The organism is Micromonospora sp. NBRC 107095 (assembly GCF_030269705.1).
GTDB classification, from domain to species: Bacteria; Actinomycetota; Actinomycetes; order Mycobacteriales; family Micromonosporaceae; genus Micromonospora; species Micromonospora parva.
Window position 1 is genome coordinate 234720 of the sequence record NZ_BSTU01000003.1, and the last position, 21050, is coordinate 255769.

A 21050-nucleotide genomic window follows, 5' to 3' on the forward strand; every position below is an offset into this window, starting at 1 on the left:
AGCGATATCGGGGTATCCCACCCTTTCGGAACGCCCGACATCACGGAACTCCTGCCGGGCGCCGCGGCCCTATGAGGTGGTCGTCCGGCTCGCCTGGATGACGCCGGGCACCGACGCACTGCGTCGTGAGCTGGCCCGGCGACTACCGACCAGCTGACCGGCGAGGGCCCGAGCGCCCGCCTGGTCGTCGGGGGCGAGGTCTCAGCCCTGCGCGTCGAGGTCACGCAGTGCGTAGCGGAGGTGCTGCCACTCCTCCTGGAAGATCACGTGGAGGCAGTGCCGGACGGACACGCTGTGAGCGGGCCACCAGGCGCTCGGCCGAAACTCCGCGAGCAGCTCCGGCGTGACGGTCGCCAGGAACTCGCGCACCATGGCCTGCCGCTCGGCCCGCACCTGGAGGACCGCGTCGAATGTCGGCTGCTCGGTGGCGAAGACCGACATGTCGAAGCCGTCGGTCTCGTACTCGGCGTGCCACTGACCCAGCGGGTGGAACGGCTGCGGCAGGCGCAGGACTGCCTTGCCCAACCAGGCGTCGGCGGCGAACGCGAGATGGCGCAGCGTCTGCGCGAACGACCACTCCCCGTCGATCGATGCGTCGACCGCACCCTCGGGCATGGACACGGCCCGGTCGACCGCCGCCGCCCAGGCTCGTTCGAGCGCGGCCCACCCCGCCCGGAGATCGTCCGGGTTCTCGGCCCGCCGGAGGTCGCGCCCGGGAAAGCGCCGGTTCAGCTCGGCCTCGACCAACGGCACGACATCGACGCCGTTGACCAGGAACGTGCCGTCGGCCAACCACGGCGCGTCGATGTCCAGCCCATCGACGTCGACGCCGCGCATCACCCCACCGGCCAGTGTCGACCTGTTGAACCGGGCACCGCGCAGGTCCCGATCGACGAACACCGTGACGTCGTCCCGTGCCATGGTGACTCCCTCCGCCGACGACAGCGGCGACATTAGCCCTCGCGTACGACAGCGACCGTCCGACAATCGATTGAGCAGGATCGACCCGGGTTCAAGGAACACGGGCCAACCCCACCAGTCGGACACCCCGACATCATGGAACTCGTGTCGATCACGGCGCTGGAGTCCGGATGTGCGGACGGAAACCGGCGTGTCGCGGGGACGTCAGGAGCGGGCGAGCCGCCGCAGCAGCGAGTCCGCGCCCAACGGGTACGCCCCGTGCCGGCGTACCCCGTCGGCGACCTCGCGGTCCGACGAGACCACGACCACCGGCCGCCCCGCCGGCTCGGCGCGGACCAGCCGCCGGATCAGCTCGTCGGCGGTCTCGCCCTTGCGGGAGAAGAGCACCCGCACGCCGCGCGGCGCGGGCGGCAGCCCGTGCATCCGCTCGGCGCCGTCGAAGACCACTGTGACCTCGTCGCCGGTCTGCGCGGCGATCCCGCCCAGCCCGGTGATGAGGCGCTTGCGCTGCTGCTCCAGGGACATCTCACCGAAGCCACGCTTGGTGACGTTGTAACCGTCCACCACGAGGTGCGCCCGGGGCAGGGCGAGCAGTTGGTCGAGCCGAGCCGGGTCGTCGGTGTCGCGGGCGCGGGTGGCCGGGCCGGCCGAGGCGCTGCCCGGTTGCTCGGCGAACGCGTCGGCGACGAAGTCGGCGGGGAGTTTGTCCACCGGATCGAGCGCCAGCTCCCGGCGCAGCCCGACGGCGGCCTGGCCGATGGTCTCCAGGAGCAGCCAGAGCCGGGCGTCGTCGACCGAGCGAGCCTCCTTGGCACTGGCCCGCGCCACCCCGGCGGCGGCCTCGGCCTCGGCCAGCCGGGCCCGGGCACGGCGGAGTTCGGCGTCCACGTCGGCGCTGGCGCGGGCCGCCCGGCCGCGTTCGGTGGCCAGCATCTCGGTGGCCTTCCGTTCGCGGGCCTGGGTCTCCCGCAGGGTGCGGGCCAGCTGCCGGGACTCCTCGCGGAGCTGACCCAGCTCCTCGCGGACCCGGGCCAGTTCGTCGCGGAGCTTGTCGGCCTCGACCCGGGCCACCGCTCGGTCGTGCTCGGCCCGGGTGGCCCGCTGCTCGGCCTCGCGGACCAGCTCGGCGACGACGGCGCTGTCCGCCTCGGCGCGCACGGCCGCGCCGCTGGCGTCGATCAGCTCCCGCCAGCCCCGCGGCCGGGCCAGGTAGGCCAACGCGGCCACCTCGACCGGGTCGGCGGCGGCGGGGGCGGTGCCCTCGACGACGGCGGCCCCGAGGTCACCGGCGTCGGCCAGGACCCGCGCGGTGACCCGCTGGCGGAACAGCGGGTCGGCCGTGAGCTGGGCGGCGATGACCGGCGCGCCGAGCCGGGCGCGGCGGTTGGGGGCGAACTTGGCCACCCGGCGCAACGGCACCGGCACCTCGTCGGCGGGGAGCGTGGGCAGCACCGCCGCGGTCAGCGTCACGATCCGCTGCCGAACCGGCTCGGGCAGGGTCGGCTCGGGTTCGGCGGCGGGCCCGTCGTCCGTCGTCGACCCCGGTGCGCCGGATGGCTCGGTGACTACGTTGTCGTCCGGGTTGCCCACGGCACCGTCGAGCGCGACCGGATCCTCCTGCGGGAGGTGGTCGTCGAACGGCTCGGTGAGGGGCATGTGGCAAGTCTCCCACCGCGACCGGGCCCACCGCCCGGTGAGTGAGCCGATCTCTCATCCTAGCCCCATGGTGACGGATGGGACGGCTGCGACCGGAGTGTCGCACCGGGGCGCTAGCGTGCCGCCGATGGCACAGGCGGAGTACGTCCAGGAGTCACTTGCCGGCCTCGACCCGGCGATGGGCGGGGTGGACCCGGCCCTGCCGCTCTACGCGACGACCTTCGTGGTCGTCGACCTGGAGACCACCGGCGGCGCGCCGGACGGCGGCGGCATCACCGAGATCGGCGCGGTGAAGGTGCGCGGTGGCGAGCAGTTGGGGGTGTTGGCGACACTGGTCAACCCGGGGCAGCCGATTCCGCCCTTCATCACGGTGCTGACCGGGATCACCCAGGCCATGCTGGTGCCGGCGCCCCCGATCGAGCAGGTGCTGCCGAGCTTCCTCGAGTTCATCGACGACGCGGTGCTGGTGGCCCACAACGCCCCGTACGACGTGGGCTTCCTCAAAGCCGCCTGCGCGAAGCACGGCTACCGCTGGCCCAACCCCCGGGTGCTGGACACGGCGGCGCTCGCCCGCCGGGTGCTGACCCGCGACGAGGTGCCCAACCGCAAGCTCGGCACCCTGGCCGCCTACTTCCGCACCAGCATCCAACCGACACACCGGGCCCTGGACGACGCGAAAGCCACCGTCGACGTGCTGCACGGCCTGATCGGCCGGCTCGGCGGGCACCGGGTGGACACGGTCGGCGACGCCATCGAGTTCGCCCGCGCGGTCACCCCGACCCAGCGCCGCAAACGGCACCTGGCCGAGGGGCTGCCCAAGGTCCCCGGGGTCTACATCTTCCGGGCCGCCGACGACCGACCGCTCTACGTGGGCACCTCCGTCGACATCGCCACCCGGGTGCGCAGCTACTTCACCGCCGGCGAGAAGCGCGCCCGGATCTCCGAGATGCTGGGCGCGGCCGAGCGGGTCGAGGCGGTGGAGTGCGCCCACTCGTTGGAGGCGGAGGTCCGGGAGCTGCGGTTGATCGCCGCCCACGCCCCGCCGTACAACCGCCGGTCCAAGTACCCCGAACGCATGGTCTGGCTCAAGCTGACCGACGGTCCGTACCCTCGGCTGTCGATCGTCCGCGACCTGTCCCCCACCGACACCGCGTACCTCGGGCCGTTCACCTCCCGGCGGGCCGCGGAGCTGGCCGCCGCCGGCTTCCACGACGCGGTGCCGCTGCGCCAGTGCACGCACCGGCTCTCGCTGCGCACCGTCACGCCAGCCTGCGCGCTGGCCGAGCTGGGTCGCTGCCCGGCACCCTGCGAGCACAAGATCACCCCCGAGGAGTACGACGACAGCGCCGTCGCACCCTTCCGCGCGGCGACGGCCAGCGACCCCCAGCCGGTGGTGGACGCGCTGCTCGCCCGGATCGACGTGCTCTCCCGTGACCAGCGCTACGAGGAGGCCGCCGTGGTGCGCTCCCGGCTGGCCGCCGTACTGCGGGCCACCGTGCGGATGCAGCGGCTGGCCGCGCTGACCGGCATCGTCGAACTGGCCGCGGCCCGGCCGGCCGCCCGGGGCGGCTGGGAGTTGGCGCTGATCCGCCACGGCCGGCTGGCCGGCGCGGGGGTGTCCCCACCGGGCGTGCACCCACGGCCCACCCTGACCACGATCCGGGCCACCGCCGAGACGGTGGCGGGCGGGCACGGTCCGGTGCCGGCCGCCACCGCCGAGGAGTCCGAGCGGATCCTGTCCTGGTTGGAGCGGCCGGAGACCCGACTCGTCGAGATGTCCTCCGGTTGGTCCTCTCCGGCGAGTGGTGCGGGCCGGTTCCGTGACCTGCTGGCGAAGGCCGAGAGCGGCGCGTCCCACCAACTCTCGACCGAACGCTCATGACCAACTGACCGATCGGACTACGTCGACTCGCTTAGGCTGTTAGAGAAGTGCAGTCCTGCCCGATTCGTGGGCCTGCTCCCGCCGCCGGCTTCCGGCGACGCGGAGCCGGGGTGAGGAGGTGTCCCTCGTGGACGTCGACGCCGGACACGGCGCCGCCCTGGGGGGCGCCCTGCCGACACAGCCGGGTGAGCTGCCGCTCGCCCGCCGGCTGCGATCGCTGCTCAGCTGGCCCACCACCGATTCCGACCCGGTCACCCAACTGGTCCGCACCCACCGGGGCATCCACGCCGGCACCGACCCCGCGGTGCTGCGCCGCGCCTACACGATCGCGGAGAACATGCACCGCGGGCAGTTCCGCAAGAGCGGGGAGCCCTACATCACCCATCCCCTCGCGGTGGCGCAGATCTGCGCCGAGCTGGGAATGGACACCACGACCCTGGTCGCGGCGCTGCTGCACGACACCGTGGAGGACACCCGCTACACCCTCCAGGCGCTCTCCGAGGATTTCGGCGGCGAGGTGGCGCACCTGGTCGACGGGGTGACCAAGTTCGACAAGGCGTTCTACGGCAAGGCCGCCGAGGCGGAGACGATCCGCAAGATGATCGTCGCGGCCGCCAAGGACGTCCGGGTGCTGATCATCAAGCTGGCCGACCGGCTGCACAACATGCGCACCCTCGGGGTGCGCTCCGCGTCGTCGCGGGAACGGATCGCCCGCAAGACCCAGGAGGTGCTGGTCCCGCTCTGTGACCGGCTGGGCATCCAGACCCTCAAGCGCGAACTGGACGACGTGGTGCTGCTGCACCTGGAGCCGGAGGAGCACGCCCGGCTGGCCCGGCACGTGCACGACCGGCCAGGCTGGGACTCGTACCTCGACTCGGTGGTCGCCCGGGCCCGGGTGGCGTTGCGGCGCAGCCGGGTCGACGCCGAGGTGAGCCCCCGCCCCCGGCACCTCTACTCGATCTGGAAGGACACCATCGCCGGCGGCCACACCGCCCCGTACGACCTGCCCCGCATCGTGGTGGTGGTCGACGGCCCGGCCACCGACTGCTACGCCGCGCTCGGCGCGATCCACGGCACCTGGCGACCGGTGCCCGGCCGTTTCAAGGACTTCATCGCGTCACCGAAGAACAACCTCTACCGGTCGCTGCACACCAGCGTCTGCGGCCCGCAGGACCGCACCGTGGAGGTGCTGATCCGCACCGAGGAGATGCACCGCTCCGCCGAGTACGGCATCGCCGCCGACTTCCGTTTCCCGCGCTCGGGCAACGGCAGCGCCGCAGCCCGCGCCGAGCAGTTGGACTGGCTGCGCCGGGTGCTCGACTGGGAACCGGACGCTGCCGACCCGGCACAGTTCTACGAGTCGCTGCGCTGCGATCTCGCCGAGGGGCAGATCCAGGTTTTCGCCGACGGACGGCAGATCGTGCTGCCGGCCGGCGCCACGCCCGTCGACCTCGCCTACGAGCTGGGCAGCGAGCGGGGCGACCACTGCCTCGCCGCACGCATCAACGGTCGGCTCGCCCCCCTGAGCTCCGAGCTGGACGAGGGCGACGTGGTGGAGATCTTCACCGAGAACGACGGCGACAACGGTTTCGAGGCCGGGGTGGCGCCGCGGGGCCCCCGCCGGGAGTGGCTGAGCTTCGTGAAGTCGCCGAACGCGCAGATGCAGATCAACAGGTGGTTCGCCGAGCACACCGAGCCGGGCATCACGATCAGCGACAAGGTGCGCCTCGGCCGGGCCACCATCGGGCTCGCCCTGCGTCAGCACAATCGGGGCCTCGCCAGTGACCTGCCGTTGCTGCGCCTCTCCGAGGAGTTGGGCTACCCCGACCTGGAGACCCTGCTGGTCGCGGTCTTCGACCGGGTGATCGAACCGGACACCGTGGTCCGCCAGCTCATCGACCTGGTCGACCATCGGCAGTGACCCGACGGGCCCCAGCGCGTCCGAAGGACATTCGCGACCACTAGCCTGGAGTCATGATCCCCCGCTCCCGCGCCACCGGTCGGGCCCTCTTCTACCAGGCCTTCTACCGGCTGCCGCTGCCGGTGCGCCGGCGTCTGGTCCGGCTGGCGGTGCCCAAGTACGTCGTCGGCGCGGTGACCCTGGTCCGTGACTCCGAAGCGACGGGCGCGGGTCGGCTGCTCATGCTGCGCCAGCCGCCGGGCAAGGCGTGGTCCCTTCCCGCCGGCCTGCTCGACCGGGGCGAGGCCCCGGTGGTCGGCGCGGCCCGTGAGCTGTTCGAGGAGTCCGGCATCCGGCTTCCGCCGTCCCGGCTGCGCCCGGCGGTGCCGAACGCGATCGTGCACGCCAAGGGCTGGGTGGACATGGTCTTCGAGACCGACGTGCCGGCGTCCAGCACCGACCTGACCGTCGACGGGGCGGAGGTCTTCGAGGCGGCCTGGCACCCCCTGGACGACCTGCCCAAGCTGACCTGGCCGACGGCCCGGCTGCTCGCCTACTACGACATCGGGCCGCTGGCCGGGAAGTTCCCGCCACCGGTTCCCGACGACACCCCGTGACCGGCGCGGCCGGTCTGCCGGCACAGCTGTGCGCGGTGGTGCTCGCCGCCGGCGAGGGCACCCGGCTGCGCCCCCTCACCGAACGAGTGCCCAAGGCGCTCTGCCCGGTGGGCAACGTGCCCCTGCTGGATCGGGCGTTGGGGCGGTTGGCCGGCCTCGGCCTGACCGGTCCCGACCGGGTCGCGGTGAACGCCTGCTACCTCGGCGAGCAGGTCGTGGAGCACGTCGGTGACCGGGCACACCTGTCGGTGGAGCCAGGCGACCCGCTGGGCACCGCGGGCGGGGTGGCCAGGCTGCGGGACTGGATCGACGGTCGGCCGGTGCTGGTCGGCAACGCCGACGCGTACCTCGCCGACCCGACCGCTCCCCCGGGCCCGGACGTGGCCGCCCTGCTCGACGGCTGGGACGGGCACACCGTACGCCTGCTCGGCCAGCCTGCCGCGGACCCGGCGGCGCCGGGCACCTTCGCCGGGCACTGCTTCACCGGCTTCTCGCTGCTGCCCTGGCGTCTGGTCCGGGACCTGCCGGTCGTCTTCTCGGACCTGGTCCGCGCCGTGTGGCGGCCGGCCGAGGCGGCGGGCGCCCTGACGGTGGTGCCCTATCCGGGCACCTTCTTCGACACCGGCACCCCGGCCGACTACCTGGCGGCCAACCTGCACGCCGCCGCCGGCGGCGCTATCGTCGCGGAGTCCGCGACGGTGACCGGCCGCTGCGTGGAGTCCGTGGTCGGCGCTGGCGCGCGGGTGGACGGCGACGTGTCCCGCACGGTGGTGTGGCCGGGCGCCACAGTACGCGCCGGTGAGCGGCTCGAGAACGTGATCCGCGCCGGGAGCGACCTGACGGTGCCCTGCGCCGCCCAGGGCTGAGCGCGCCGGCTCCCGCCTCCGTCCCGGGCCGGAACATCTAGCATGGGCGACGACGCCGACGAACGGAGAAATGCCCCGTGATCACCGCGATCGTGCTGATCGACTGCGCCACCGATGCGATCCCCGAGGTGGCGGAGAACCTGGCCAACCTTCCCGGTGTCAGCGAGGTCTACTCGGTGGCCGGGCACGTCGACCTCATCGCCATCGTCCGGGTCCGCGAGTTCGACCAGATCGCCCAGGTCATCGCGGGCAGCATCTCCAAGGTCGAGGGTGTGCTCAACACCGAGTCGCACATCGCCTTCCGGGCGTACTCCCAGCACGACCTGGAGGAGGCGTTCGCGATCGGCCTGGCCAGCGCCGACTGACCCGCTCGCCGCCACCAGGCCCGCGCCGGCGGCACGGCGGCGGGTAGCGCGCACAGGGCGGCCGGCCCACCCCGCTGGGTGGACCGGCCGTCTGCTGTGGCTACGTCAGCTCTCGCTGGGAGCCGGTACCTCGGTGGAGCCACCGCCCGGAGCCGGCGACTCGGTGCCGGTGCCGCCGCCCGGAGCCGGCGACTCAGTGCCGGTGCCCGGAGCCGGCGACTCGGTGCCGGTGCCGCCCGGGCTGGGCGTACCGCTGGCGCTGGTCTGCGGAACCGGGATGCCCAGCTTGTTGGCGAGCGCCACCAACTCGTCGTAGTGCGTCTGCAGCGTCGGAAGCGCCGTCTGCGCCAACTGGACCACCGACGGCTCGGAGCCCTGCGAGATCTCCGTCTGGGTGGCCTGGATGGCCTGGACGTGGCCGGCCAGCTCACTGGTCACCCAGAGCCGGTCGAACTCCGCGCCGCTGGCGTTGTTCAGCTTGTCGATGACCGCCTGCTGGTCGGCGTTGGGCTCGTTCGGCAGTTCCACGCCGAGCTGCGACGCGGTCTGCTGCACCGTCTGGTCCAGCTGGGTGTGGTCGGTCTTCAGCATCGCGCCCAGGTCCTTGACCCCCTGGTCCTTGCCCTTCTGCTGGGCGAGGTCACCAGCGGTGATCTCGAACAGGTTGACCTGGTGTACCGCCTGCAGGTACTGGGTGTCCTGCGTCGACGGCTGTGCCGCGGCCTGCGCGGCCGCGGCCGGCGCGACACCGACCAGTACCAGCGCGGCCAACAGGCCGAGGCGTTTGATACCCAACATGCTTCCCCCCCTTGAGACGTTGGACCGCACGGATACCCGGCTCACCGGGGTTATTCCTGCGATCCCCCGGGCGCGCGGGGTCGACCGGTCCTGCCGTGGCCGTCCGACTCCTGGTCGGATGGGCGGGGGGTGCGGATACGACGTGGCGCCCGCCGGAATCCGACGGGCGCCACGTAACGGTGCGACTGGGTGGTCAGTGGCGGCTCTCGCCGCTGCCGACCTCCTCGCGCTCGGGCCGGGCCTCGACCGGCGGGTGCCCCGGTGAGACCGGTGCCTCGACCGGCTTCTCGATCGGGTAGAAGAAGCCCCGGATGGCCGGGCCGAGGGCCCCCAGCCGGTTCATCTTCTTCGGTACGACCCAGCCGACGTAGTCGAGCTGGCCGTGACCGTCCGCGTGCCCGTTGGACGCGCTGAGCGGCTGGTGCACCTCGACGAACCGGCCGTCCGGCAGCCGCCGAATGATGCCGGTCTCCACGCCGTGCGCGAGCACCTCCCGGTCGTGCTGCTGCAGGCCCAGGCAGAGCCGGTAGGTGACGTAGTACGCCAGCGGCGGGGCCACCAGCAGGCCGATCCGGCCGGCCCAGGTCATCGCGTTCAAACTGATCTGGAACTTGTCCGCGATCACGTCGTTGGCGCCGGAGAGCGTCAGCACGATGTAGAACGCGACGGCCATGGCGCCGACGGCGGTCCGGGCCGGGGCGTCCCGGGGACGCTCGAGCAGGTTGTGGCTCTTGTAGTCCTTGCGTTGCCGAGCTTCCAGGAACGGGTACATCGTCGACAGGCCCACCAGGATGCCGGGTAGCACCACCGTCGGCCAGAACAGCGGCGGGATGACGTACCCGTCACCGAGCGGGATGTTGATCTCCCAGGCCGGCATGAGTCGGGTCGAGCCGTCAAGGAACATGACGTACCAGTCGGGCTGGCTGGCGGCCGAGACCACCCACGCCTCGTACGGGCCGAACAGCCAGATCGGGTTGATCTGGAACAGACCGCCCATCAGCGCGATGACGCCGAAGACGACCATGAAGAAGCCGCCCTGCTTCAACGCGTACCGCGGGAACATCCGCTCGCCGACCACGTTGTTGTTGGTCCGGCCGGGGCCGGGCCACTGGGTGTGCTTCTGCTTGAAGACCAGGCCCAGGTGGACGCTGATCAGCGCGACCAGCAGACCCGGGATGAGCAGCACGTGGGCGATGAAGAACCGGCTGATGATGATCGTGCCCGGGAACTCGCCACCGAAGATCGACGAGGTGACCCAGGAACCGATCACCGGGATGGACAGCATAATCGCCGAGGCGATCCGCAGGCCGGTGCCGGACAGGCCGTCGTCCGGCAGCGAGTAGCCGGTGAAGCCGGCGAGGAAGCCGACCCAGAACAGCAGCGAACCGATGATCCAGTTGGTCTCACGCGGCTTACGGAACGCACCGGTGAAGAAGACCCGCAGCATGTGCACGACGATCGCCGCCATGAACAGCAGCGCCGCCCAGTGGTGCATCTGCCGCATCACCAGACCGCCCCGGACGTCGAACGAGATGTCCAGGCTGGAGGCGTACGCGGCGGACATCGGGGTGCCCTGCAACGGCGCGTAGCTGCCGTCGTAGACCACCTCGGTCATCGCCGGCTCGAAGAAGAAGGTGAGGAACACACCGGTCAGCAGCAGCACGACGAACGAGAACAGCGCGATCTCGCCGAGCAGGAAGGACCAGTGGTCCGGGAAGACCTTGTTCAGCAGCTTGCGCAGCGGGGTGGCCACCGCGAAGCGGTCGTCCACTCCCACCGCTGCCTTGCCCGGCGTCGCCGCAAGGTCAAACTTTCGACGCTTCATGGCCGCTCCCAGAAATCAGGCCCGACGGTCTCGGTGTAGTCGGACTTCGCCACGAAGAAGCCCTCGGAGTCCACCTCGATCGGCAGCTGCGGCAGCCGCCGGCTGGCGGGGCCGAAGACGGGCCGGGCGTTGTCGGTGATCAGGAACTGGGACTGGTGGCACGGGCAGAGCAGCCGGTTGGTCTGCTGCTCGTACAGGCTGGCCGGGCATCCCGCGTGCGTGCAGATCTTGGAGAACGCCGCGTAGTTGCCCCACATGTAGTCACCGTGGCCGATCCGCTCGTTGGCCCGGCGCGACTCCTGCGCGTCCGAGTCACGGAGGTGGATCAGCAGCGTCGGCGAGTCGGCGTGCTTGTTGCTCACGCCGTGGTCGATGCCGGGGAAGACGGTCAGCTGACCACCGGTGCTGATGTCCGCCGGGCGGATCGGCCGGCCGTCCTCGCGGACCAGGCGGATCCGCTGGCCGCCCTCGGCCGTGGCGAACCCGGTGGTGAACATCTGGTTGTTCTTGTGCGGCTGCGAGATCAGACCGCCGACCAGCGGCGCCGCGGCGACCGCGGCGACCGGCGCGAGACCGGCCAGCAGCGAGATGCCGAGCAGCGGGCGACGCTTCACGCCCAACTCGTCCGCCATGTAGAGCATGGTCTGGCCGGTGATGGTGCGGCCTTCCTCGTCCACCTGGCCCTCGTGCCGGTCCTGGATCGAGACCTCCTTGGGCAGCAACTTCTTGCCCCAGGTCAGGATGCCGAAGCCGACGGCGAGCAGCGCCACGCCGAGGGTGAAGCCGAGCAGCGGGGTGTAGAACTTATCGCCGCCCCGACCCGCCTCGTACTGCCACGGCCACCAGATGTAGATGGCCAGGAAGGCGGTCGCGGCCAGGCCGGTGATCAGGAAGAAGCCGGCGACCACCCGGGTCAGCCGACGCTCCGCCTTGGTGCCCGGCAGCACCTGCGGCTCGTAGTGGACGATCTCGATGTCGTCCCGGCGCGCACCCTCACGAACGATGTCGAACCGGGTCAGCTTGGGGTCGTTCACGTCGAGCGGCGCCGGGCCCTGCGAGGCCTGGTGCTCGGTGTGGGGGCTCATGCCGTCACCTCGCTACGGGTGGCGCCGAGCGGCACCACAGCACTGAATCGGATGGCCTGCTCGGTCACGACTTACCCGCAATCCACAGGCTGGCGAAGACGAGCGCCACGATGCCAACCAGGAAGATCGCCAGGCCCTCGGTGGACGGGCCGTACCGTCCGAGGTTGAACCCACCCGGGTCCTGGTCGTGCTTCAGCGTCTCCTGGATGTAGGCGATGATGTCGGCCTTCTGCTCCGGCCGGAGCTGGTTGTCGCCGAACACCGGCATGTTCTGCGGGCCGCTCAGCATCGCCGCGTAGATCTGGCGGTCGGTCGCGGGGTGCAGGCTCGGGGCGAACTTGCCCGAGGAGAGCGCACCGCCGCCGCCACCGAACGCGTGGCACTGCGAGCAGTTGATCCGGAACAGCTCACCGCCGGCCGCGACGTTGCCGTCCTCACGGAGGTCGTCGCCCTCGGGAACGACCGGGCCGCCGCCCAGCTCCTGGATGTACTGGGCCAGCTGCCGGGTCTGCTCGTCGGTGAAGACCGGAGGCTTGCGGTGCGCCTGGGCCTCCTGGCGGGCCATCGGCATCCGCCCGGAGCTGACCTGGAACTCGACCGATGCCGCGCCGACGCCGATCAGGCTCGGCCCGCGGCCCTCGACGCCCTGGGCGTTGCGGCCGTGGCAGGTCACGCAGCTCACGTCGAACAACGCCTTGCCCTCGGCGGCGGCGCCGGTCAGCTGCGGGTTGTCCTGCGCCTGGGCGCCGGGGGCGAAGACGGTGTATGCGCCGCCGGCGAGCATCAGCGCGGCGATCAGCCGGACCGCGGCGCCCAGCCGGCGGCGGCCCCTGCTGCGCGCGGCGGTCTGCTCACGCAACCGCGCGAGCAGACCGCGTCGGCGGTCGTTGTCAGAAGTCATGAGCGGTGTCCTTAACCGGTTGGACCTGTCTCAGGGGACGGAGCAGCAGCGCGGAATGTGACGCGCAAGATCACTGGAGCCAGTAGATCATGGCGTACAGCCCGATCCACACGACGTCGACGAAGTGCCAGTAGTACGACACGACGATCGCCGACGTCGCCTGCGCCGGAGTGAACCGGCCCATGGTCGTACGGACCATGAAGATGACGAAGGCGATCAGACCACCGGTCACGTGCAGGCCGTGGAAGCCGGTGGTCAGGTAGAACACCGATCCGTACCCGTCTTCGTTGATCTTGATGCCGTCGGCGACCAGGTGCCGGTACTCGTTCAGCTGGCCGAGGACGAAGATCAGGCCCATCACGAAGGTGACGGTGAACCAGCGCCGCAGCGCGTGCACGTCACCCTTCTCCGCCGCGAAGACGCCGAGCTGGCACGTCACCGAGGACAGCACCAGGATCACCGTGAAGGTGGTCGCGTACGGGATGTTCAGCGCCTCGGTGTGCTTCTCCCACTGCTCCGGCGCAGCCGCGCGGATCGAGAAGTACATCGCGAACAGCGCCGCGAAGAACATGAGTTCACTGGAGAGCCACACGATCGTCCCGACGCTGACCATGTTCGGTCGGGTCAGAGAGTGGATCCGGCTCTTGTCAATGGCTGGGGCCGCAGTCACGCCGTCATTATTGCCCCTGACCGGGGCCGGCGATCAGCGGGGTGGCAAACCTGCGCCTTCCGTGGCCCGAGCGTCGGGGTCCGGTTCGCCTGGCCTAGCCTGAAAAGCGTGCTGCACGTCGATCCGATCTTCGCCGCCACCTCGGCCCCGCCGCCGTTCACCGTCGGCGCGGTGCTGAGCGAGACCCGCCTGGACAGCTGGCTGGCCCTCGGCCTGGTGCTCGCCGCAGGCCTGTACCTCTACGGGGTGTACCGGCTGCGCCTGCGCGGCGACCGCTGGCCGGTCATCCGAACCGTGTTCTTCCTCGGTCCCGGGCTGGGCGGCATCGCGCTCGTCACGGTCAGCGGGCTGCACGCGTACGACACCGCGCTGCTGTCCGTGCACATGATCCAGCACATGGTGCTGTCCATGGTGGCACCGATCTTCCTGGCGTTGGGCGCGCCGATGACCCTGGCCCTGCGGACCCTGCCGGTCGGCCCGCGCAAGCGCCTGCTCGCGATCGTGCACAGCCGCGTCGCCCGGGTCTACAGCTTCCCGCTGGTGGCGTTCGCCATCTTCGTGGTCAATCCGTTCGTGCTGTACTTCAGTGATCTGTACCGCTACACCCTGGAACACGCCTGGGCGCACGAGCTGGTGCACGCGCACTTCATCATGACCGGCTGCGTGTTCTTCTGGCCGTTGCTCGGCCTCGACCCGCTGCCCGGCCGCTGGCCGTACCCGGCGCGCGCTCTGCTGATGCTGCTCTCCGTGCCGTTCCACACCGTGCTCGGCCTCACCATCATGCAGAGCAGCACGCTCTTCGGCGGCGACTGGTACCCGTCGCTCAACCTGGGCTGGGTCGACCCCTGGCAGGATCAGGTGGTCGCCGGCGGCATCCTCTGGGCCGGTGGCGAGTTCGTCAGTGTGACCATGCTCGCCGTCCTAGTGGTGCAGTGGGTCAAGCAGTCCGAGCGGGAGGCCCGGCGGGTGGACCGCGAGCTGGACCGCCAGGAGGCCCGCGACCGCGCCGCCGACGCCGCGCCCGCCTGAGCTGGGCGGACGGTACGCCCCGACGCGGACGCCGGGCGGGATGTCGGCTACGTCACGCCGACCGGTACGATCTGCGGGCAGCTACGAGGTGGGAGTCAGGCCAGCCATGAGTGAGCGCATGTGCACCGTTTTGCTCTACAGCGACGACCCGCAGGTCCGTGACCGGATGCGGCTGGCCGTCGGCACCCGACCCGCGCCCGGTCTGCAGATCGAGTTCGTCGACGCGTCGACCTACGCGGAGACCATCCGGCTGGTCGACGACTACGAGATCGACCTGCTGCTGCTCGACGGTGAGGCGAGCCCGGGCGGCGGCATCGGCATCGCCCGACAGATCAAGGACGACCGGGACGACGCTCCCCCGACCTGCCTGGTGATCGCCCGCGCCGCTGACCGATGGCTCGCCGCGTACGCCGAGGTCGACGCGACGCTGGTGCACCCGCTCGACCCGGTGACCACCGGCGGCACGGTGGCCGAGCTGCTGCGGACGCACGCACCCGCCTGACGTCCACGCTCCTCCGGCACCCCCACGGCGCCGGAACTCCTCGGCGCCGGTTCCAGCCCACCCGCACTTCGCATGCTCGGGAGGCCCGCCATGGGCGATCGGACCTGGCCGCACCTGCTCAACGCGCTGCTGCGCGGCGACGAACTCTCCACCGCCGACACCGCCTGGGCGATGGACGAGATCATGACCGGCTCGGCCAGCGCGGCGCAGATCGCCGCCTTCGCCGTCGCGCTGCGGGCCAAGGGCGAGACTCCCGCGGAGCTGGCCGGCCTGGTGGAGGCGATGCTGGGCCGAGCCGTCCCGGTGACGCTCCCCGAGGAGCTGCGCCGCACCGCGCTCGACGTGGTCGGCACCGGCGGTGACCTCGCCCACACTGTCAACATCTCCACGATGACAGCGCTGGTGGTCGCCGGCGCTGGCGTCCGTGTCGTGAAGCACGGCAACCGGGCCGCCTCCTCCCTGTGTGGCACGGCCGACCTACTGGAGTTCCTCGGCATCCCCCTGGATCTCGGCCCCGAGCAGGTCACCCGCTGCGTCGAGGAGGCCGGCATCGGGTTCTGCTTCGCGGCCCGATTCCACCCCGGAATGCGGCACGCCGGCCCGGTCCGCCGGGAGGTGGGCGTGCCCACCTTCTTCAACTTCCTCGGCCCGCTGACCAACCCGGCCCGCCCCCGGGCCGGCGCGGTCGGCTGCTTCGACCTGCGGATGGCCCCGGTGATGGCCAGCGTGTTCGCGGCTCGTGGCGACTCGGCGATCGTGATGCGCGGCGAGGACGGCCTGGACGAGTTCAGCACCGCAGCGCCGACCTGGGTCTGGGCGGCCCAGGGCGGCACCGTACGCGAGGCTGTGCTGGACGCGACGGACCTCGGGGTGCCCCGGTCCACCCTGGCGGACCTGCGCGGCGGTGACGCCGCGTACAACGCGGGCGTGGCCCGTCGCCTGCTGGCCGGTGAGACGGGCCCGGTCCGGGACGCGGTCCTGGTCAACGCGGCTGCGGCGCTGGCCACCCAGGGCCCGCTGGACGGCGACCTGACCGAGGCGCTCCGCGCCGGTCTGGCCCGCGCGGCCGAGTCGATCGACTCCGGCGCGGCCGCCGCGACCCTGGATCGCTGGATCGCGATCGCCACCGCCTGACCCCACCGACGCCATCTCACCCGTCGGCGCCGTCTCACCCGTCGGCGCCGTCTGCGGGCGGCGTCCCGGCTTGATCAACTCGGGTTCCTCGAATCCGTGGCGTCCAGGCGGCCGGAAGGCCCCGACGTCAATGACGTCGAGTGGATCACACCCGGATGCCGACGAATGGGCGACGGTGCGCGGAGATGTGTCGGACCCGGCTGGGAAACTACAGCTGAGTAGTTCTCCGCTCCGTCGGTGCGTCGAGTCGCATCCGCGGACGGTCCGCCAGGTATCGAGAGGAGACGCCCGTGTCGCACCGCGAGCTCTACTGCGACGTCTGCGAGGGCGTGGCGCTGTTCGAGGCGCCGCCGTGCGTCGACGGCCACGGCACCGACTGTCCTGAGCTGATCTGCGTCGACTGCGGCGCCGCCGTGGTGGTCAGTGTGTTCGCCGTCCCGGTCGCCCGGCTGGCCGGCCGCCGACGCCGGCCCGCCCGCCGCCACGCCGCCTGACCGCTCACCGCCGCACCGACCGGGCCGCCACCCGCCGCCTGACCGCCGGCGCCGTTCGACCGGGGTCGAGCATGACCGAAGGCCCGCTCCCCACCGGGAAACGGGCCTTCGTCGTGCCGGGTCGGTCGCGATGGCGACCGGGTGGATCAGTGTTCGGCGGTACGGCGGGTGCCGCTGTAGTACTCGAACAGCAACCCACAGGCGGCGAAGACAACGGCCACCAAGCCGGCGCCGATCAGCCAGTACTGCCAGAACACCAGGCCGAGCGCGGCGATCGCGGCGGCCAGCGCCAGACCGAACGGCCAGTAGCTGCCCGGGCTGAAGAAGCCGACCTCGCCAGCGCCGTCAGCGATCTCGGCGTCCGGACGGTCTTCCGGGCGCAGGTCGATCCGGCGGGAGACGAACCAGAAGAAGCCACCGCACATCAAGCAGAGCAGGAACGACAGCAGCAGGGCGACGGTGCCGACCCACTCGATGCCGCCCGACTGCCCGTTCGTCCAGGCGCCGTAGAGGATGGTGGCACCGAAGAGGAAACCGGCGATGATCAGGAAGATACGCCACTCGGTCTTCATGCCGCTGCCTCAGCTTCCGGTGCGGGCCGGAACTTCGTCCGGGTTGAAGTTGTCCTGCGTCCGCCGCGTGTCGAACGGCGAGGTGGTCACCGCGTACGGCTGCTCACCGATCGCGGACAGCGCGTCCTGGGTGGACTTGCCGCTCTGCTTGGCCGCGAGGAACTGGTCGTACTTCTCCGGCGACACCACCCGCAGCTCGAAGTTCATGAACGCGTGGTAGCTGCCGCACAACTCGGCGCAGCGCCCGACGTAGGCACCCTCGGCCTCCAGGCTGGAGACCTCGAACACGTTGCGGATCTTGCCCGGCATGACGTCCCGCTTGAAGAGCAGCTCCGGCACCCAGAACGAGTGGATGACGTCGCGGCTGGTCTCCTCGAACCGGATGGACCGGTTGGTCGGCAGCACCAGCACCGGGATGACCTCACTGGTGCCGAGCGTCGACGCGGTGGTCTTGGCGTCCGGGCCCTGCCCGTCGCGGTAGTTGAACTGCCAGTTCCACTTGAACGCGACGACCTCGACCGTGACGTCCGGGTTCTTCGACAGCTTGTCCACGTCGGTCTGCACGATCGCCGTGTAGTAGAAGAGCACAGAGACGATCAGAATCGGCGCGATGGTGTAGAGGAACTCCATCGGCATGTTGTAGCGGGTCTGCACCGGCAGCGTGTTGCCACGCTTGCGGTAGCGCACGACACACCAGAAGATCAGACCCCACACGAAGACACCGACCGCGAGGGCGGCGATGCAGGAGGCGATCCACAGGTCGTACATCCGCCGCGACTCGGGCGAGATGCCCCCCTGCGGCCAGCCGAAGCCGTCGAACGCCGCTCCAACGTCACAGCCCGTGAGCAGGACCAGCAGCGCGACGCCACTGAGACCGAGCCCGGCCAGCCGACCAGCACCGCGCCGCCGGCGCCCACCGGCCCCTGGGGAAGCGCTGTGCCGTACGGCCGACGGCCGTACCTCCGAACTCCTTGCGACCACCTGGTCCTGCCTCCCTAGCGCGCCGCGGTGCGTCTTTCCTCGGCACCGACGGCAAAGGCGTCACCGACGGTCGCAGATTACTCGACCATGACGGACTCGGCCGTGGTGGGGTCACTGTCCGCCCCCCATCGGGGGGAACCTAGGCATACCGCCGCGATACCGTCGGGCCTGTGAGCGCGAGGAGTGAGCCGGGGTTGCGAGCCCCGCAGCCGCGAACAAAGGCGGACCTGTGAGCGCGAGGAGTGAGCCGGGGTTGCGAGCCCCGCAGCCGCGAACGAAAGGTGCACCGTGAGCGCATCCCCGGTCTACCTGGACGCGGCGACCGCCGCGCCGATGCATCCGGTCGCGCGGCAGGCGTTGCTGGCCGCGCTCGACGACGGCTGGGCCGACCCGGGCAAGCTGTACACGCAGGCCCGCCGGGCCCGGCAACTGCTCGACGCCGCCCGCGAGGCCACCGCGTCGACGCTCGGCGTCCGCGCCGACGAGGTGTCCTTCACCCCCAGCGGTACGACCGCGGCCCACGGCGCGGTGCTCGGGGGCCTGGCGGGGCGGCGTCGGGTCGGGTCGACGCTGGTGCACTCGGCGATCGAACACTCGGCGGTGCTGCACGCGGCGCAGCGGCACGTCGGCGCGGGCGGGGCCGCCAGCGCGGTGCCGGTCGACCGGTCGGGCCGGCTGGACCTGACCGCGTGGTCGTCCGCCGTCCGGGCCCCGGGGGTCGCGCTGGCCGCGTTGATTACCGCCAGTCACGAGGTGGGGACCGTGCAGCCGGTCGCGGAGGCGGCGGCCGCGTGCGCCGACGTGGGGGTGCCGCTGTACGTGGACGCGGCACAGTCGGTGGGTCGGGTGCCAGTGCCGGCCGGTTGGTCGGTGCTCACGGCGAGCGCCCACAAGTGGGGCGGGCCACCCGGGGTGGGGGTGCTGGCGGTCCGCAAGGGCGCCCGCTGGGAGTCACCCTGGCCGGCGGACGAGCGGGAGAGCGGACGTACGCCCGGGGTGGTGAACCTGCCCGCGGTCGTGGCGGCGGCGGCGAGCCTGCGGGCGGCGGCGGCCGACGCGGCGGCCGAGGCGACCCGGCTGGCGCCGCTGGTGGACCGGATCCGGGAGCGGGTCGCGGCGGAGGTGCCCGACGTGGAGGTGGTCGGCGACCCGGTGCTCCGGCTCCCCCACCTGGTGACCTTCTCCTGCCTGTACGTCGACGGCGAGGCGCTGCTGCACGCCCTGGACCGGCGGGGCTTCGCCGTGTCGTCGGGGTCGTCGTGCACCTCGTCCACGCTGCGGCCGTCGCACGTGCTGGAGGCGATGGGGGTGCTGTCGCACGGCAACGTGCGGGTCAGCCTGCACCGGGAGACGACCGAGGCGGACGTGGAGCGGTTCCTGACCGAGTTGCCGGGCATCGTCGCCGGGCTGCGCGCGGAGGCCGGGGTGGTGGGGCTGTGACGATGCCCGACGAGGTGATCGACTGCCGGGGTCAACGCTGTCCGCTGCCGGTGATCGCGGCGGCGCGACGCATGCCCGAGGTGCCGGTGGGCGCGGTGGTGAGGGTGCTCGCCGACGACCCGGCCGCGGCGGTGGACATCCCCGCCTGGTGCCGGATGCGCGGCCAGGAGTTCCTGGGGTCCGTCAACGGTCCAGACGGTCCGGCGTACGACGTCCGCCGCACCCACTAAATCCACCGGCCCCTGCGACCCCCTCCGCCCCCGCGTCGTGCGGTTTCTGCGGGGACAAAGGGGTGCATTAGCCGCGAGACGGCGACAGAAAGTGCAAGATCGCGGGGCGGGTCGGGGGTTACGGCAGGAGGTGGGGGCGGATCTCGTCTGCTGCTGCGTCGCCGTACGACTCGGCGAGGCGCTTGACGAACAGGTCGCGGCGGACGTCGTACTCCTGGGTGCCGACGGTTTCCAGGACCAGCGTGGCCAGCAGCGAGCCGACCTGGGCGGCGCGTTCCAGGCCAACGCCCCAGGAGAGCGCGGTGAAGAAGCCGGCCCGGAAGCCGTCGCCGACGCCGGTCGGGTCGACCGCCCGGATCTCCCGCGCGATCGGTACGTGGATCGGGTCCATGCCCCGCCCGGCGATCTCCACACCGTGCTTGCCGAGCGTGGTGACCCGCACCTTGACGAGGTCCAGCAGTTGGTCGTCGCTCAGCTGCGCCTTGCTCTGCAGCAGTGACTTCTCGTAGTCGTTGGTCATCAGGTACTCGGCGCCCTCGATCAGCGCCACCACGTCCTCGCCGCCCATCCGGGCGAGCTGCTGCGACGGGTCGGCGGCGAAGGCGTACCCGCGGGTGCGGCACTCGGCCGAGTGCCGCAGCATCGCCTCCGGGTCGTTGGCGCCGACCAGCACCAGATCCAGGCCGTCGAGCCGTTCCGCGACCGGGGCCAGCTCGATGTTGCGGGCCTCGCTCATCGCACCGGCGTAGAACGACGCGATCTGGCACATGTCGGTGTCGGTGGTGCAGACGAAACGGGCGGTGTGCGCCACCTCGCTGACGTGCACCGAGTCGCAGTCCACGCCGTGGCGCTCCAGCCAGGAGCGGTAGTCGGCGAAGTCGGCGCCGACCGCGCCGAGCAGCACCGGGCGCAGGCCGAGCTGGCCCATCCCGAAGGCGATGTTCGCCGCCACGCCGCCGCGGCGGAGCACCAGGTCGTCCACCAGGAAGGAGAGGGACACCTTGTGCAGCTGATCGGCGATGAGCTGGTCGGCGAAGCGACCGGGGAAACTCATCAGGTGATCGGTGGCGATCGAGCCGGTGACGGCGATCTTCATGTCAACCCTCGGGGTCGGGAGCAGGGCGCGGTCAGCCTACCGGCACGGCAACCCGGTGGTCACCGCTCGGTCGGACAACGGCAACC

The 21050-nt window shown here is 71.5% G+C and carries 21 protein-coding genes; 11 read left to right on the forward strand and 10 right to left on the reverse strand.

The genetic code is table 11. The features are described from left to right. Positions 1–201 precede the first annotated feature (201 nt). Together QSK15_RS17850 and QSK15_RS17855 are read right to left on the reverse strand one after the other, a co-directional pair. Entirely contained in the window at positions 202–921 is a 720-nt protein-coding gene (locus QSK15_RS17850; RefSeq protein ID WP_285795307.1) for a DinB family protein, read from the reverse strand. Positions 922–1125: 204 nt separating this feature from the next. Then, positions 1126–2577 (reverse strand): NYN domain-containing protein, encoded by a 1452-nt coding sequence (locus tag QSK15_RS17855; protein WP_285795308.1) that lies wholly within the window; start codon positions 2575–2577, stop codon positions 1126–1128. 127 nt (positions 2578–2704) lie between these two features. On the opposite strand from QSK15_RS17855, the gene QSK15_RS17860 reads away from it, so the two are divergent. The 5 genes from QSK15_RS17860 to QSK15_RS17880 all read left to right on the forward strand — a co-directional run bounded on the left by QSK15_RS17860 (position 2705) and on the right by QSK15_RS17880 (position 8207). After that, positions 2705–4459, forward strand: a complete 1755-nt coding sequence (locus QSK15_RS17860) for a DEDD exonuclease domain-containing protein (protein ID WP_285795309.1) — start codon at positions 2705–2707, stop codon at positions 4457–4459. Between the two features lie 127 nt (positions 4460–4586). Beyond that, positions 4587–6380 carry a RelA/SpoT family protein gene (locus QSK15_RS17865; RefSeq protein WP_279518205.1) on the forward strand — a complete coding sequence of 598 codons (1794 nt, stop codon included), beginning with the start codon at positions 4587–4589 and terminating at the stop codon, positions 6378–6380. A 53-nt stretch (positions 6381–6433) separates the two neighbouring features. After that, complete coding sequence (locus tag QSK15_RS17870; RefSeq protein WP_285795310.1) at positions 6434–6976, forward strand: NUDIX hydrolase; 543 nt, start codon at positions 6434–6436, stop codon at positions 6974–6976. Further along, positions 6973–7842 carry a nucleotidyltransferase family protein gene (locus QSK15_RS17875; protein ID WP_285795311.1) on the forward strand — a complete coding sequence of 290 codons (870 nt, stop codon included), beginning with the start codon at positions 6973–6975 and terminating at the stop codon, positions 7840–7842. Before QSK15_RS17870 ends, QSK15_RS17875 begins: the two co-directional genes overlap by 4 nt. A 77-nt stretch (positions 7843–7919) precedes the next feature. Continuing rightward, the gene (locus QSK15_RS17880) at positions 7920–8207 is read left to right on the forward strand and encodes an Lrp/AsnC family transcriptional regulator (protein WP_238680081.1); all 288 of its coding nucleotides are present in this window, start codon (positions 7920–7922) and stop codon (positions 8205–8207) included. Positions 8208–8312: 105 nt separating this feature from the next. On the opposite strand, the gene QSK15_RS17885 is transcribed toward QSK15_RS17880, so the two are convergent. From QSK15_RS17885 to ctaE, 5 genes are all read right to left on the reverse strand, one after another. Next, positions 8313–9005: a DUF4142 domain-containing protein gene (locus tag QSK15_RS17885; protein WP_285795312.1), complete on the reverse strand. Its 693-nt coding sequence runs from the start codon at positions 9003–9005 to the stop codon at positions 8313–8315. Positions 9006–9198: 193 nt separating this feature from the next. Further along, entirely contained in the window at positions 9199–10830 is a 1632-nt protein-coding gene (gene qcrB, locus QSK15_RS17890; protein WP_285795313.1) for a cytochrome bc1 complex cytochrome b subunit, read from the reverse strand. Beyond that, entirely contained in the window at positions 10827–11915 is a 1089-nt protein-coding gene (qcrA, locus tag QSK15_RS17895) for a cytochrome bc1 complex Rieske iron-sulfur subunit (protein WP_285795314.1), read from the reverse strand. Before qcrA ends, qcrB begins: the two co-directional genes overlap by 4 nt. Positions 11916–11979: 64 nt before the next feature. Next, positions 11980–12816: a cytochrome bc1 complex diheme cytochrome c subunit gene (gene qcrC / locus QSK15_RS17900; RefSeq protein WP_285795315.1), complete on the reverse strand. Its 837-nt coding sequence runs from the start codon at positions 12814–12816 to the stop codon at positions 11980–11982. A gap of 70 nt (positions 12817–12886) precedes the next feature. Continuing rightward, positions 12887–13486 (reverse strand): aa3-type cytochrome oxidase subunit III, encoded by a 600-nt coding sequence (gene ctaE / locus QSK15_RS17905; RefSeq protein WP_030337743.1) that lies wholly within the window; start codon positions 13484–13486, stop codon positions 12887–12889. Between the two features lie 108 nt (positions 13487–13594). Between ctaE and QSK15_RS17910 the strand changes: the two genes are divergently transcribed. The 4 genes from QSK15_RS17910 to QSK15_RS17925 all read left to right on the forward strand — a co-directional run bounded on the left by QSK15_RS17910 (position 13595) and on the right by QSK15_RS17925 (position 16645). Beyond that, complete coding sequence (locus tag QSK15_RS17910) at positions 13595–14515, forward strand: cytochrome c oxidase assembly protein (protein ID WP_377618298.1); 921 nt, start codon at positions 13595–13597, stop codon at positions 14513–14515. A gap of 106 nt (positions 14516–14621) precedes the next feature. Further along, positions 14622–15017 (forward strand): response regulator, encoded by a 396-nt coding sequence (locus QSK15_RS17915; protein ID WP_285795316.1) that lies wholly within the window; start codon positions 14622–14624, stop codon positions 15015–15017. Between the two features lie 90 nt (positions 15018–15107). Beyond that, positions 15108–16151, forward strand: coding sequence for an anthranilate phosphoribosyltransferase (gene trpD, locus QSK15_RS17920; protein WP_285795317.1), 1044 nt, complete (start codon positions 15108–15110; stop codon positions 16149–16151). Between the two features lie 290 nt (positions 16152–16441). Then, entirely contained in the window at positions 16442–16645 is a 204-nt protein-coding gene (locus QSK15_RS17925; RefSeq protein WP_285795318.1) for a hypothetical protein, read from the forward strand. Positions 16646–16791: 146 nt separating this feature from the next. On the opposite strand, the gene QSK15_RS17930 is transcribed toward QSK15_RS17925, so the two are convergent. Next, entirely contained in the window at positions 16792–17217 is a 426-nt protein-coding gene (locus QSK15_RS17930) for a cytochrome c oxidase subunit 4 (RefSeq protein WP_285795319.1), read from the reverse strand. Between the two features lie 9 nt (positions 17218–17226). Then, on the reverse strand, positions 17227–18198 hold the full coding sequence (ctaC, locus tag QSK15_RS17935) for an aa3-type cytochrome oxidase subunit II (RefSeq protein ID WP_285795320.1): 972 nt from the start codon (positions 18196–18198) through the stop codon (positions 17227–17229). 288 nt (positions 18199–18486) lie between these two features. On the opposite strand from ctaC, the gene QSK15_RS17940 reads away from it, so the two are divergent. Then, a complete protein-coding gene (locus QSK15_RS17940) occupies positions 18487–19638 on the forward strand; it encodes a cysteine desulfurase family protein (RefSeq protein ID WP_285795321.1) in 1152 nt (383 codons plus the stop codon). Next, positions 19635–19868 carry a sulfurtransferase TusA family protein gene (locus QSK15_RS17945; RefSeq protein ID WP_285795322.1) on the forward strand — a complete coding sequence of 78 codons (234 nt, stop codon included), beginning with the start codon at positions 19635–19637 and terminating at the stop codon, positions 19866–19868. The genes QSK15_RS17940 and QSK15_RS17945 overlap by 4 nt, the downstream gene beginning before the upstream one ends. Before the next feature lie 118 nt (positions 19869–19986). On the opposite strand, the gene QSK15_RS17950 is transcribed toward QSK15_RS17945, so the two are convergent. Beyond that, positions 19987–20964, reverse strand: coding sequence for a carbohydrate kinase family protein (locus QSK15_RS17950; protein WP_285795323.1), 978 nt, complete (start codon positions 20962–20964; stop codon positions 19987–19989). Between the last annotated feature and the right edge of the window lie 86 nt (positions 20965–21050).